Raw genomic sequence first — 15262 nt, forward strand, 5'->3', positions numbered from 1 at the left:
AAAGGATTATTAGAGATGACCTTCGATGAAATCGAACACACAGGTCCGGCGCGGAGTCCACAAACCCATGCCGGGGAATACGGCGTGACCGAGGCGGCGATCAAGCTTGAACGGGCTACTCCGGACTCTGATCTGGAGGTCCGGCTACTTGCGGCCTGGCTCATAACGGCTAGCTGGTACGCCAATTGGGTCGAAAACTTGAACTGCACTGTCGTATCGCGCCGAGGGCAGTTTGACTGTCCGAACATCGATTTTCAGGCGCCGGCTCGCAAACTTCTCGATTTCTGCAAGGCTGCGCTGGGGACTATCTCTGGCGCGCAGAATACTTCATGGCAGGTCTGCGCCTGGTCCGACACTGAACAGTGCCCAGGCGTATTTGGCGCCGCTCGGCTGCAGATGTGCGTCAGTGCAACCAACGTCGAATTGGTATTTGATGGACAGCTTCTCGAGCGAAGCCTGGCCCATGAGATTTTCGACACATTGCATGGCATCGCTTTCGCATTGCAGCACGAAAATAATTTCGTTGTACCGGACCTCGTGGAACGTGCCCGCCCAGAACATTCGAATTCCGAGCTGCTGGGAAAATTGCATGGAGTCGAGGAGCAGGATGTACTGGAGGCTTTCGAGGAGCACGTCTGCCGCGACCCGGACAAAGTGGCGATTCGCGACGCAGGCCGGGTGATCAGTTATGGGCAGTTGTCGGCTGACATTCGCAAGCTGGCCGCCCAACTGGCAGGCCAAGGCGTGAAGCCCGGCAGTCGAGTCGCGTTGCGAATGTCCCGGTCCGGCGACTTCGTCGTTGCAGCCTTGGCGGTTCTCTCGCTGGACGCTATCTACATCCCAATAGACCCGCAGCTTCCTCCCGAGCGAAGCAAGCTGATGCTTGAAGATGCACGGGTAGGCTGGGTTGTAGAAGGCAATGCTGTAGTGGCGGTGGGACTCTCCCTGAGTGCAGCTCAACCCGACAATGAGCCACGGTGCGGATATGTACTGTTTACCTCCGGGACCACGGGGCGGCCAAAGGGTGTCTTGATCTCTCGCGCATCGCTCTCGTATTACGCCAGCGTGGCCAGGCACTCGTTCGGCCTTACGAGCCAGGACAAGGTCCTGCAGTTTGCGACTGTCTCGTTCGACGCCTCTGTCGAAGAAATCTATTGCTGCCTGATGGCCGGTGGAACACTGGTCATCCGTGATTCATCCGTCGATTTGCAGCCTGCAAGCTTCCTGCAGTTCCTCGACGAGCAGCAGATTACTTTTCTTGACTTGCCGACCGGGTACTGGCGAGAACTCAGCCTGGCTTGTACTTCCCAACAGCTGCATTTTCCTTCTTGTGTCAATCTGGTGGTGATTGGCGGAGAAGCCCTTTACAGATCGGACATACACAACTGGTATCGTCTCCCCGCGCCGCGCCCGACGTTGATCAATTCCTATGGCCCAACCGAGACGACCGTCGTTACCGCTCTCCAGCGAGTACGACGTCCTGACACGGATGACGATTCAAGGAACGACATCTCTATTGGTCGACCCATTGCCGGTAGCCGAATTGTCTTGCTGGACCGTTTCGATAAACCTGCACCGCTCGGCGCAATGGGGCAGATATGCATATCCAGCCCAGGCGTGGCCGAGGGGTATTTGTACAATCCGGACATGACGGCGGAAAAATTCTTCGTGCGGGTGGAAACCGATCGGAGCCTGCGCCGCTACTACAAAAGCGGAGACCTGGGACGCATTGGCCGCGATGGAGCGCTGGAATATCACGGACGCATGGATAACGTGGTGAAGCGGCAAGGCTTCAGGATCAGCCTGGGTGAAATCGAGTCCATTGTACGAACATTGCCGGAAGTGTCTGACTGCTGCGTTTTCATGACGGACGCCGGCAGTGACAGCAAGCTTTTGTGTGTCGTTCAACTGATGCCCGGCATGAAGGTGTCGCAACTGGCGTTACGTCAACAATTGATGTTGGACCTGCCATCCTACATGGTCCCGAACAGCTTCATTCTGCTCGACGAAATACCGCGTAACCTGGCTGGAAAGATCGATTACAACACAGTAAGAAAGCTCGCAATGGTGGTTGTAGACGCAACGAGCAAAGACCTGTCGAGCCCTTTTGCGGGAAGCGAAATTGCCCGGGAAATACAGTCGACGTTGGGCGGTCGTGAACTGAATTGGGATGCCAGTCTTGTTGAAAATGGGGCGGACTCGTTGGAAATCGTACGCCTGGCCATGCTGTTACAGAAACACAGCGGGCACGAGTGGCCGCTTTCCACGCTCTATGAATCCCCCAGCCTGGGAGCCATTTTGAACAATGTTGGCGGCCCTGAAATCGCAAAAAAACGCCCACGAGATTTCAAGGACTGGCGCTACGCTGAGTTTGAACGACTCAGGGGCTTGATTCGCCGCAGTGCGCCACGAGTCAGTCTCCCCAAGGACGGGATATTGGTAACGGGGGCTACGGGACTGCTTGGGCGCCATGTGGTCCGCGCATTGCTCAAGAGCACACAGCGTCCCATTTATTGCCTGGTGCGCTCTCCCATGGGCAGCACAGAATCCCCGCATAAAAAGCTCACGCAATTGCTCAACGTGAGAAATGAAGCGCTGCAGAGACTGCACATTGTCGTTGGCGATCTGGATCACGATGACGTCGGCCTTGACGAGAAAGGTTTATATGCCTTGCAACGCAGCGTCAGCGATATTGTCCATTGCGCCGCCGATACCAACATGTTGTCGCCCTATTCGAAGTTGGTGACGACCAATGTCCAAGGGAGCCTGAATCTCATAAATCTGGCGCTTGAGAGTAACGCCAGCTTTCATTTCATTTCTTCCCTGGCCTTGTTCGATACAAAACCATCTCTCCTGGCTACGCCGGAAACCAAAATCATGGAAGTCGATAACGTGGCTTCCGGCTATCTGCAAAGTAAGTGGATGACTGAAATGTTATTGGAACACTGCGCCGCCTCCGGACTGAGGACGACGATCTATCGATGTGGGCGACTTTGGGGAAGCAGCATGAACCTTGAAGAAGCTCGTCACGACTATGTCTACCAGTTCCTGAGCGTTTGCCAGCGGATAGGCCAGTTCCCGATCATGCCGATGCAGTTGGAAATTTGTCCGGTGGACCGTATCGCTGAGCAAATCGCTTCGTCTGTCGTGAGTGCGTTACGCCAATCCGTATCAGGTGCAAGGATTCATCACTTGTGTTCCAACAAAAGCTACACGATGGAAGAAATCTACGCTGCCATGCGTCACCAGTTCAAAGATCTCTCGCTGGTTAATTCCTCAACGTGGCTTGCTGCGTTGAATGCTCGCATTGTCAGGGCGCCGGAGGATGCTGAAGCCTTGAGGATATTCGCGGTAGTGAAATCGTTATCGTTGTCCGCGTGCATCGATGACCTGGCAATCACCGAGGCGATCGCTTCACGTGAATGCTGGGAGCATGGTCAACCTTTCGGCCTTACCCCTGAGCAAATGATCGAGGCCGTGTTGGCCGGATCTGCCCGGGTATCCTCCCATGCTCAAGCTGTCGCGCACTGATACCGTAGAGCTGGAAGCGTCTAGACAAGGAGTTAACGCATGACCCGTTACATCAACTTTCTTTTACTCGCGCTGATGGGAAGTACCTGGGGGCTGCATTTCGTGTTGGTAAAGAAAATTACCAGCACAGGGGTTCAAGCCGATCTCATTCTGTTTCCGACGCTGTTCGGCGTCGCGATTGCATTCATGGCGCTCATGGCGGTCAGTCGCAGTTCGTGGCGCATCAATGCGTCCTGGTGGGTGTTCCTCATTATTTGCAGCGTGTTGGGTTATGCCTTTCCAATATGGCTTGAGCTGATCGTGGCACCGTACATCGATTCGACGCTGCTCACACTGATCGTCACCAGTACGCCGGTTTTTTGCATCTTGCTGGGGTTTATCCTGCGCTTGGCAACGGTCACTGTCTGGCATTTGTCATGCGCTGCCTTGGGAATCAGCGCTGCGATGATGTTACTGCTGCCCAGCGCGGCGCTTCCCGAGGGCTCGTCGAGGCTTTGGCTGGCCGCGGCCATCGGCGTTCCGGTGAGCTACGCGCTGTACAACCTGTACGTCGCCGCAGCCTGGCCCAAGGGGTTAGGCGTGTTCACCATGGCGGCCTATGAGTCGGTGATTGCGGCGTTGTTGGCATTGCCGTTGTTCATGACGTCGACATCGAAGGTGGGCTATCAAGGGTTGGTCCAGCACGGACCGGAGGTGACGCTGCTGGTTCTGGTCACGGCGGTGGAGGTCTGGTCCTTTTTCGAACTGGTACGCCGGGCCGGTGGGATTTATGTGTCATTCGCCAGTTTCGCGGCGCTGGTGGCAGGCATCGCATGGTCGGCGTTACTGCTCGATGAAGAAATTACGCCGTGGATGAATGTCAGCATCGGGGCGATCGTCTTGTCGCTGTTGCTGTGCCTGGTTGGAGATAGAAGCCAGGCTCGCGAGGCGCCGCTGAGCAAGGCGGCCTGAGGAAAGATTGCATTGGGTCGTTCAGATCCCGAAATCAAACGTACGCCCCCGCCAGGTCCTGTCGGGGGCGTATTGGGCTTCCATGAGCCGAAATATCCATTCCCAGTGCCTGTCCAAGATTGAAACACTTCAGTTTTGACGCGTGGTAATTCCGTCTGTCACCCACCTCAAGGACCAGCGTGTCGAACCGGCACTAACCGGTGGATGCGTTGTCAGTAGTTGGCGTCCGTAGCGGCGACGATCGGCTCCGATAGCTGCACGTCAGCAACATGACGCACTTTTTTTTGACGCCTTCGGGCAAGTAACTCGCGATGGATTGCGCCAGGACCGACTATTCCTATTGCGGGTTGACCTTCTATGCGTTTTCTACTCGATCCGCGTCATGACATCGATGCTGCCTTACTGAGCTACCGCCGGGTGTTCTGGGCGTTGGCGTTGTTCAGTGGCGTGATCAATCTGCTGGTGCTGGTACCGTCGCTGTACATGATGCAGGTCTACGACCGGGTCCTGACCAGCCGCAACGAAACCACCTTGTTCATGCTCACCTTGATGGCCCTGGGACTGTTCATGTTCAGTGCCTTGATCGAGTGGGTGCGCGGTGAGGTGATGATCCGCATGAGCGCGGGTCTGGACGATGCCTTGGGCGAGCGGGTCTTCGACGCGGCTTTCGCCCGCAGCCTGCGCGAACACAACGCCAACCCGGCACAGGTGCTCAGCGACCTGGCGACTTTGCGTCAGTTGATCACCGGGCAAGGTTTGATCGCGTTGCTCGACGCCCCCTGGCTGCCGATCTTCCTGCTGGTGGCGTTCATCTTTCATCCCTGGTTCGGCGTGCTGACGCTGGTGCTCGCCCTGGTGCTGATCGGCTTGGCGCTGTGGGGTGAACTGGCCACGCGCACGCGTCTGGGCGAAGCCAATCGCTTGGGGGTGCAGTCGTCGATCTATGTCAACAGCACGCTGCACAACGCTGAAGTCATCCAGGCCCTGGGCATGCTCGGGCCGTTGCGCCAGCGCTGGAGCCTGTTGCAGCAACGCATCATTGCCGCCCAGGCCCATGCCAGCGACCGTGGCGCGCGCATCACTTCGGCGACGCGTTTCGTGCGGATCTCCGGGCAGTCCCTGGCCTTGGGGCTGGGGGCCTTGCTGGTGCTCGAAGGCCAACTGTCGGCGGGCATGATGATTGCGATGTCGCTGTTGCTCGGGCGAGCCCTGGCGCCCGTGGAAATCGCCATCGGTTCGTGGAAGCAATTCAACGCCGGGCGCCAGAGCTACCAGCGCCTGAGCCAGTTGCTGGCCCAGCACCCGCGTGAGCGCCTGCGCATGCCGTTGCCACCGCCCACCGGCGCGGTGCGCCTGGAACAGTTGTATGTCGGCCCGCCGGGTGCTTCGCAGCCGATCCTGCGCGGGATCAATTTCAGCCTCGCCAAGGGCGATGTGCTGGCCGTTGTCGGGCCCAGCGCCAGCGGCAAATCGACGCTGGCCCGGGCCCTGGTCGGGGTCTGGCCGGCCATGGGCGGGTCGGTGCGCTTGGACGATGCCGAGATCAGTCAATGGTCCCACGATGCACTGGGCCCACACCTTGGATACTTGCCCCAGGAGATCGAGTTGTTCGACGGCACGGTCGCCGACAACATCGCCCGTTTCGGCGAGCAGGACGCCGACAAAATCATCGCCGCCGGACGGCATGCCGGCATCCACGAAATGATCCTGAGGTTTCCCAAGGGCTACGACACACCGCTGGGCCCCGGCGGACTTGGCTTGTCCGGTGGGCAAAAACAACGCCTGGGCCTGGCACGCGCGCTCTATGGGCGGCCGTCGCTGATCGTGCTCGATGAGCCCAACTCCAATCTCGATGACGCCGGCGAGCTGGCGCTGGTCCAGGCGATCAGTGCGCTCAAGGCGGCTGGCAGCACCGTGGTGTTGATCACTCACCGGCCCAGTGTGCTGGCGGTGGTCGATCACATCCTGGTGCTCAAGGACGGTACTCAACAGGCGTTCGGCCCTCGGGACCGGGTGCTCAAGGCATTGATGCCGGGGCCGCGACCGGCCACGGTCAGGGAGGCTGGCAAAGATGCGTGATCTGATCCCAGAGGCACACGCTTACAGCGAGCAGGGGCTGAGCGTGCGCAACACCCTGGCGCTGCCCAGTGCCAGGACCGATGCCGGGAGTGCAGCGCGTTATGGCGTGGGGTTCCTGGTCCTGACGCTGGGTGCTTTCCTGCTTTGGGCCTGCCTGGCGCCACTCGACCAGGGCGTGGTGGGCAGCGGCACCGTGGTGGTGGCGGGGGAGCGCAAGGCGGTGCAGTCGTTGGTCGGCGGGGTGGTGGAAAAGCTGCTGGTCAGCGATGGCGACCGCGTCACCCAGGGGCAATTGCTCGTGCAACTCAACACGGTGCAGGCGCAGTCGCAACTGGACGTGACCCTGGGCAAGCTGCTCAATGATCGCAGCATCGAGGCGCGCTTGATTGCCGAGCGCCTGGGCAGCGCCGAGATCCAATGGCCTGCGGAACTGCTGGCGCGTGCCGACGAGCCACGGGTCAAGGCGGCCATGGCGTTGCAGAGTCAGTTGTTCATCACCCGCCGTGCGGAGCTGGGCAGCCGCTTGCAGATCATCGAGCACGAAGCCGCGGCATTGCTGCAACAACTGCTTGGCTACGAAGGCGTCAAGCGCAACTACGACGCGCAGATGCGCTTCCAGCAGCAAGAGCTTGAAGGCCTGCGTGACCTGGCCCGGGAAGGCTACGTTCCGCGCAACAAACTGTTCGAGGCCGAGCGCAACGCGGCCCAGTTGGCGGGGCAGATCGCTTCTGGGGTGGGCGATGTCGGCAGGACCCGGCAGGCGATCAACGAAAGCCGGCTCAAGGCCTTGCAAGCGCAGCAGGAGTTCCGCCGCGATGCCGAAACCCAGCTCAGCGAAGTCTCGGCCGAGGCGGCCGGTTATGCCGATCAGATCCGGGCCTTGCAGTTTGAAGTCGACAACGGTGCGATCCGCGCGCCAGTGGCCGGGCAGGTCATGGACGTGAGCATTCATACGGTCGGCGGCGTCGCCCAGGCCGGCCAGACCTTGATGCAGGTGGTGCCGCTGGATGCGCCGATGGCGATCACCGCCCGCTTCGAGCCGTTGATGGCCAACAAACTGCGCCCTGGCCTGCCGGTGCATGTGCATTTCACCGCGCTGCAACGGGTGGATACACCCACGGTGACCGGCACGGTGACGACGGTGTCGGCGGACCAGTTGATCAATGAGCAGACGCACCAACCGTACTTCTCCGCCAAGGTCGAGATTCCCGCCGAAACTGTGGTCGCGTTGCAGAGTGCCGGCCTGCTGGTGCGCCCCGGCATGCTCGCCGATGTCACGGTGGTGACGGGCGAACGCACCTTGATGAATTACCTGATGAAGCCTTTGCGTGAACGCTTGCTGGCAGCCTTCAAGGAGGAATGAGCATGGTCGACCGTTGCCGCTACCGTTGCCGTGTGTTGCTGGGCCTGTATACCGGTTGGGCGGTGATCAGTCCGCTGTGGGCCGCCGAGGGTGGCCTGAGTCTCACCGCCGCCTACGATGCCTCGCGCCTTAACGATCCGACCGTGCAATCGGCGGCTCACGCTTTTGAAGCTTCGCGGCATGAAGAGGACATCGGCCGTGGTGGCCTCTACCCGCAAGTGTCGCTGACCTCACGCTACGGCTACGGCGGACGTACCGACGGCGGTGACGACAGCACTTACGTCAACAGCAACGATTATCAGGCGAACAACGTCACCCTGGCGGCGCAACAGCCGCTCTACGACAAGGCCCGCTGGGCGGCGTTCCAGGAAGGCAAGGCGCGGGGGCAACTGGGTACCCAGGTGTTCGACGTGGCCGGTCAGACCTTGTATGACCGGGTGGCAAAGGGGTATTTCGACGTCGCCCGGGCCGAGAACGAGATCAAGCTGATCCAGCAGCAAAAGGCGGCCATCCATGGCTTGGTCGTCCAGAGCAAAAAACTGTACGAGGGCGGCCAGGGCGCGATCACCGATATCGATGAGGCTCAGGCGCGGCTCGACCTGGTGCAAGCCCAGGAGGCTGAAGCCCAGGCGCGCCGCGTGGCCGCCTTGCGAGCTTTGTCCGGGCGGGCCAGCGTGCCCATCGATGACATCCTGCCGATGCGCGAAGAACTGGCCGCCGGTAGCCCGATCCCGCCGGAGCAGGATTTGCCGTACTGGACGGCGATTGCCCGCCAGGCCAGCCCCGAGCTGGCTGCCCGGCTGGCGGCGGTGAAAGTCGCCGAAGCCCAGGCCGACAGTCAGCGCGCCGGGCATTATCCGACCCTGTCGTTGACCACTCAATTGACCCGTCGGGAAACCCGTCAATACCAGGAGCTCGACCCGCGCCAGGACACCTATTACGTGGGCGTGCAGCTGGACATTCCGCTGTATCGCGGCGGGGCGGTACGGGCCTCGGTGGCCAAGGCCGAAGCACAGCTGGCCGGCGCCCAGTCCGACTACGACGTGCAGCGCCAACAACTGGCCGAGGACATCGAGACGGATTACCTGGGCGTCGTCGCCGGGTTCACCAAGAGCAAGGCCATGCAGCGGGCGGTAGAGTCCAACCAGCGAGCACTGGCGTCGACGGAAAAAGGCTTCCAGGGTGGCGTGCGTTCCACGGTGGATATTCTTGATGCGCAACAGCGGCTGTTCCAGGCTCGCCGGGACCTGCTCAATACCAAGCTCGACATGCTGCAAAGCTATGTGAGCCTGCACACCCACACCGGCCAGATGAACCGCGCGGTGCTGGAGCAGGTGCAAAGCCTGTTCTAGACAATCCAGGGTTCAAGTTCGCCACAAAAACTGTCCAGGCGCTGTGCTTGCCTTCAATCTTTCAGGCACAGCACGCCCCCCTGTGGAAGCGAGCTTGCTCGCGATAGCGGTGGCTCAGTCAGCATCCATGCTGGATGTGCTGCCGTTATCGCGAGCAAGCTCGCTCCCACAGTTTGATCTGGGGCTTGCTTCAGGCGGTGAAATCGCTGGCGTGCAGCTCCTTGACGCCCACCAGCTCGAATTCGAACTCGGGGGTGGCATCGGCGTTGGTACTGCCGGAGAGGATGCCATCGACGAAGCGCAACTGGCCGGTGGCGTTGGTGGCGTCGAAGGCATTGCTGCCGATGAACGTGAAGGCATCGACCGTGGCGGTCAACGGGTTGGCGTCCAGGCCGGTGAGGTCCAACTTGTCGAACTCCGCGCTCTTGAAACCGCTGATCACATCGCGCAAAGCCCCGACGCCCATGTCCGACAGCGCACCAAACGCGTAGGTGTCCGCGCCCGTGCCACCGGTGAGGTTGTCGGTGCCCGCGCCGCCGATCAACCGGTCATCGCCCGAACCGCCCACCAGCGTATCGTTGCCTGCACCGCCATTCAGGATGTTCCCCGCGCTGTTACCGGACAGACTGTCGGCATAGGCGCTTCCCGTCAGGTTCTCGATGAATTTCAAGGTATCGAGCCCGGAACCCACCGTGTTTTGTTGCGCAGACGTCGAGAGGTTCACCGTAACACCGGACAGGGCTCGTTCGAAGGACACCGTATCGTTGCCATCGCGCCCGTCCAGGATGTTGTTGCCGGCGCCGGCGAACAGCGTGTTGTCCAGCGCGTTGCCCGTGCCATTGGCGGCGCCAGTGCTTTCGATGTACAGGTTTTCGACATTGTTACCCAAGGTATAGGCGGCCAGGCTGCTGTGCACACTGTCGATGCCTCCCGTCCCCACATTGCTGCTGGTCTCGATCACGCTGTCGTCGGCATTGTCGACAAAGTAACTATCGTTGCCGTCACCACCACTCATGCTGTCGGCCCCGGCGGCGCCATCGAGCACGTTATGGGCGGCGTTGCCGGTGATGAAGTTTCGCCGCTCGTTACCGGTGCCGTCGATCTCCGATATGCCGGTGAGTACCAGGTTTTCGAGGTTGGCGCCCAGGGTCCAACTGACCGAAGCCTGCACGGTGTCGATCTGCGAGGCCGAGGTGTTGGTTTCCACCACACTGTCGAACGCGTTGTCGACCACGTAGATGTCGTTGCCATCGCCGCCGGTCAGGGTGTCGGCGCCCAGGTCGCCATTGATCGTGTCGTTGCCGGAGCTGCCCACCAGGGTATCGTCCTGGTCGGTGCCGGAGATCATTCCGCCTTGGTTCTGGGCGTTGTCGAAAATGTCCTGCACGCTGTTGTTGTCGTTGGGGTTGCCCTGGAAGCCCAGGTCATCGGCAATGTAATCCGCCAGGCGCTGGCCGACGATTTCCGCCGATTCTTCGTGCAGATGCCAGACGTCATCGGGATACACCAGCGGATCGACTTCATAGCGCAAGGGCAGGTCGGTGTAGTCCACCGCCAGCTTGACGTCGGCGCGTTCGGCGGCCATGGCCTCTTGGGCGGCGCGGACATAACCGACGCCTTCGACGATGGAGGCAATCTTCTCTTCCGAGTAACCCCGGGCCCGCGCCGCATCCTGCTCGTAGTGACCGGTCTCCATCAGGTACACGCTGAAATTGCCAAACTGGGCGTGCAGGTAATCGAAGACTTTCAGGGTCGCGGCTTTGTACGCCGCCGCAGCCGCGGCCTTGTCCGTGGCCCGGGCGATTTCCTGGGCGGCTTCCTCGCCCTGGCCCCAGATGATGCCCATGGTGACGTTGTCGATCGACTGCAGTTCGGTGCGCTGGTCGCGCAGCAACGTCACCGCCCGCAACAGTGCCGGCCCGGGTTGGTTGGTGTCTGTCAGCCACCAGCACAGCTGGAGTTCCTCGGGGCTGAGTGTCGACAGGCCGTTGACCGTGCTGCCGCCGACCGCGATGTCGATACCGTTGCCATCGGCATCGGTGAACTGGCTGCGCACGTCGTAGGTGGTGTAGCGGTTCAGGTCATTGACCAGCATCGAGGTGCCGGATTGGTCGTCGTCCTCGGTCATGCGCAGCAGGCGCGCATTGGATTGGCCGAGGGTGGGCAGATAGAGAATGTCCTGCTGGGCACGTTCGCCGAAGACGAAGTCGTTGGCGGTGAGGGTGTTGAGGTAATTGCCGTTGAGGGCGATCTCGAAGCGATTGCCATCGGCGTCGGCTTCGGCGGACTTGATGTAGGTCTTGTCGCCGGCCGCGTTCAGGGTCATGTACAACGTGCCGTTGCTGCCATCGCCGAGGCCGAGAAAGCCCAGCCCCGAGACGTCGATTTTGTCGACGCCAACGGTGAAGTCATAAATCGTGTCGGTGGCCGTGACACCACCGGTGTCGTAGTCGCGGTAGCTGTCGGACAGGTTGCTGTAGCGAAACGTGTCGGCGCCATCGCCACCGTACAACGAGTCCCGTCCGGCGCCGCCGTCGACGATGTCCGCGCCGGTGCCGGCCTTGATCGTATCGTTGCCGCCGAGGCCGAGGATCAGGTCCGCGCCTGTCGTGCCGTTGAGGGTTTCGGCGTTGTTGGTGCCGGTAATGGTGTTGGCGGGCGCATCGGCCACCACCAGGGTGAAGTTGTCGCTGACCGAGGCGCCTGAGGGATCGGTGGCCTTGACCAGTACGTCGTAGTTGCCCGCGGCGGTGTTGGTTGGCGTGCCGCTGAAGGTCAGGCTGGTGGCATTGAAACTCAGCCAGGCGGGCAGGGCGTTGCCGTTGGCGAGGGTCGCGGTATAGGTCAGCACATCCTGGTTGGCATCGGTGAAGCTGTTGCTCGCCACCGTGTACTTGAAGGGCGTGCTTTCACTGGCGTTCTGGTCCAGGAGTGGGGTGGTCACGACTGGGGCCACGTTGCTGGGGTTGGTCTGGTCGGCGAAGACGAAGTGACTGGCCGTCAGGCTGCTGACGAAGTTACCCGCCATCGAGATCTCGAAGCGGTTGCCGTTGGCGTCGACCGTGAGGTCTTTGAGGTAGGTGCGGTTGGTCGACGAACTGTAAGTGAGCTGCAAAGTGCCGTTGAGCCCGTTGCCCAGGCCGGTATAACCGAGGGCTGACACATCGATCTTGTCGGCGGTCACGTCGAAGTCGAGGATCTGGTCACTGGCGCTGGTGGAACTGGTGCGGTAGCTATCGAGTTTCGAGGTGTAGCGGAACACATCGGCTCCGGTGCCTCCGGTGAGTTTGTCGACCCCGGTGCCGCCGACCAGAATGTCGTTGCCGGCACCGCCATTGAGGGTGTCGTTGCCCGCGCCACCGAACAGTTGTTCATTGGCCGCAGTGCCGGTCAGTGTGTCGTTGTTCGGCGTGCCATTGATCACAATGGCGGTGGGGACGTCCTGCACGGCAAGGGTAAAACTATCACTGACGGTGGCGTTGCTGCCATCGGTGGCCGTGACCTGGATCGAGTAGGTGCCCGACGCGGTGTCGGGAGGCGTGCCGTTGAAGGTACGAGTGGCGGCATCGAAGGTCAGCCAGCTGGGCAGGGGGTTGCCATTGGCGAGCTTGGCGGTGTAGCTCAGGCTGTCGTTATCCGGATCGGTGAAGCTGGTGGCCGGCACCACGTAGCTGAACGGGGTGTTTTCGCTGGCGTTCTGATCCACCAGCGGCGTAGCCAGCACGGGCGCCTGGTTGGTCGGCGACGTGGTGGCGAAGACGAAGTTGGCACTGGTCAGGGTGTTGAGGTAATTACCGTCCAGCGCCACTTCGAAGCGGTTGCCATTGGCGTCGGCCTCCAGGGATTTGATGTAGGTCTTGGTGCCGGCGCTGTTGAGCACCAGGTACACGGTGTTGTTCTTGCCATCCCCCAGGCCGGTGAAACCCATGGCCGAGAGGTCGATCTTGTCGGCGCTGACGTTGAAGTCGGTGATCAGGTCCCCCAGGTTGGCGCCGCCGGTGTTGTAGTTGCGGTAGCTGTCCAGGCGATTGGCGAACACAAAGGTATCCGCCCCAGCGCCACCGGTGAGGGTGTCCATGCCGGCACCGCCGTCGAGCTTGTCGTCGCCGGCGCCGCCACCGAGGCTGTCATTGCCTGCCAGACCGAGCAAGGTGTCGGCCGCATCGCTCCCCAGCAGCGAGTCGCTGCCACTGGTGCCGGTGATCACGCGATTGAAAATGAAGTTGCTCGCCGTCAGGGTGCTGGCCAGGTTGCCCGAGAGGATCAGCTCGAAGCGATTACCACTGGCATCGGCGTCGAAGTCCTTGATGTAGGTGCGGTCGCTGCTGGCGTTGTAACTGACTTGCAAGGTGCCGCCACGGCCATTGCCCAACCCGGTGAAACCGAGGCCGGCGAGGTCGATCTTGTCCTGGGTGACATCGAAGTCGGTGATGGTGTCATCGAAGCTGGTGGTCGCGTTGCGGTAGCTGTCCGACTGGGCGACGAACCGGAACGTATCGGCGCCGGTGCCGCCGGTGAGTTTGTCGACGCCTGCGCCCCCGACCAGGATGTCGCCACCGGCCGCACCATTGATCGTGTCGTTGCCCGCGCCGCCATAGAAAATCTCGCTGGCGGCACTGCCGAGCAGGGTGTCGTTGCCGGCCGTGCCTTGCACGGTGGTCATCGGTACCGTGGCGCTGACGTAGCTGCCGTCGCCATAGACCAGCGTGGCGCCCTTGCTGGTGTGGCTGATGGTGTTGGCGATGATGGCGTTGCGGTCGGTGCCGTCTTCATTGCGCTCTGCAACACCGTAGGTCGACAGGTCGCTGCCGCTGATGATGTTGCCCTGAATGAGGTTATCGCTGCCGTTGAAATACTTTCCGGACACGCCCAGGGTGTCGTCGTAGGACTGGATGATGATTTCCGGTACGGCACTGCCCAGGGAGTTGTTGTTGAGGGTGTTGTCGATGACCTCGACGTGGTTGCTGCCGTAGATGCGGATCCCGGCGCTGGCGTTGTCATGGATGTCGACGCCCGTGACGGTCACTTCGCTGGAGAGCTTGATCAGCACCCCTTCGGCACCGTTGCCGTACACCTCGCCGCCGGTGATGGTGATGTTGCTGGGCGAGGGAATGTCCTCGCTGCCGCGCTGGACCACGATGCCATTGCCGCCGTTGTCGTAGGCGACGTTATTGGTCAGGGTGAAATCGTGGGTGCTGGTGACGACGTTGAAACCGTGGCGGTCGTTGTTGTAGGCGATGTTGTTTTCGAAGGTACTGTCGCTGAGGAAGTCGGCGACGAAGCCGTCCAGGCCGTTGCCGTGGGACACGCTGTTCTTGATGACCATGTTGACGGTTTGCTCGTGGGGATCGAAGCCGTACCCGGAGCAATCCTTGATCTCGACGCTGTCGAGGGTGACGTTGGAGTCGTAGCCTTCTTCGCCGGGAATATAGCCGTTGAACCAGCCGTCAACCTTGCCGGTGGTGCTGTCGCGGTTGCCGTCGATGGTGAGGTTGCTCACGCCGAAATCGTGGGTTTCCTCGCCATAGGCCGAGCGGATGATGCCGGTGATCTTGGTGTCGGAGCCATCGGCCAGCTTGACTGTGGTGTCGCCCATGCCGTCGCCGTACAGGTAGACGTTGCTCTTGAGCATCAGGCAGCCGTCGGAAGGTTCCTCACCCCCCGAAACGATGTAGGTGCCGGTGGGCATGTACACCTGCCCACCGCCGGCCGCGGCCGCCGCATCAATCGCACTCTGGATGGCTGCTGTGTCGTCTGTGATGCCATCTCCTTTGGCGCCAAAATTTTGTACGTTGAAAATCATGAGCTTATCTCCGTATCAGGCTTAAACCTAGGTAGACGTCAACATTCCATCGACGACCTTCGTGTTATGACCCAACGGAGCGCAAAAGTTGTGACCGAATATCGGGGAAAGTGTCAAAAAGCCGGACTAACTGATCAGCGGTTGTATGGGATATGCACAAGAGCAACGTTTCGTTGACGCTTT

General features: G+C 60.8%; 6 protein-coding genes. 5 read left to right on the forward strand and 1 reads right to left on the reverse strand.

Translation table 11 applies throughout. The annotated features are described in order from the left end of the window. Window positions 1–15: 15 nt before the first annotated feature. From AB7M32_RS17005 to AB7M32_RS17025, 5 genes are all read left to right on the forward strand, one after another. Complete coding sequence (locus tag AB7M32_RS17005; protein ID WP_454250656.1) at window positions 16–3531, forward strand: non-ribosomal peptide synthetase; 3516 nt, start codon at window positions 16–18, stop codon at window positions 3529–3531. Between the two features lie 39 nt (window positions 3532–3570). After that, window positions 3571–4482 carry a DMT family transporter gene (locus AB7M32_RS17010; protein WP_092165601.1) on the forward strand — a complete coding sequence of 304 codons (912 nt, stop codon included), beginning with the start codon at window positions 3571–3573 and terminating at the stop codon, window positions 4480–4482. A 357-nt stretch (window positions 4483–4839) separates the two neighbouring features. After that, window positions 4840–6561, forward strand: a complete 1722-nt coding sequence (locus AB7M32_RS17015) for a type I secretion system permease/ATPase (protein WP_454250657.1) — start codon at window positions 4840–4842, stop codon at window positions 6559–6561. Further along, window positions 6554–7924 (forward strand): HlyD family type I secretion periplasmic adaptor subunit, encoded by a 1371-nt coding sequence (locus AB7M32_RS17020; RefSeq protein ID WP_454250658.1) that lies wholly within the window; start codon window positions 6554–6556, stop codon window positions 7922–7924. Before AB7M32_RS17015 ends, AB7M32_RS17020 begins: the two co-directional genes overlap by 8 nt. Window positions 7925–7926: 2 nt before the next feature. Then, window positions 7927–9276, forward strand: coding sequence for a TolC family outer membrane protein (locus AB7M32_RS17025; RefSeq protein ID WP_454250659.1), 1350 nt, complete (start codon window positions 7927–7929; stop codon window positions 9274–9276). A 190-nt stretch (window positions 9277–9466) separates the two neighbouring features. On the opposite strand, the gene AB7M32_RS17030 is transcribed toward AB7M32_RS17025, so the two are convergent. Continuing rightward, the gene (locus tag AB7M32_RS17030; protein ID WP_454250660.1) at window positions 9467–15079 is read right to left on the reverse strand and encodes a putative Ig domain-containing protein; all 5613 of its coding nucleotides are present in this window, start codon (window positions 15077–15079) and stop codon (window positions 9467–9469) included. Window positions 15080–15262: the final 183 nt, after the last annotated feature.

Source organism: Pseudomonas sp. R151218B TE3479 (genome assembly GCF_053629195.1).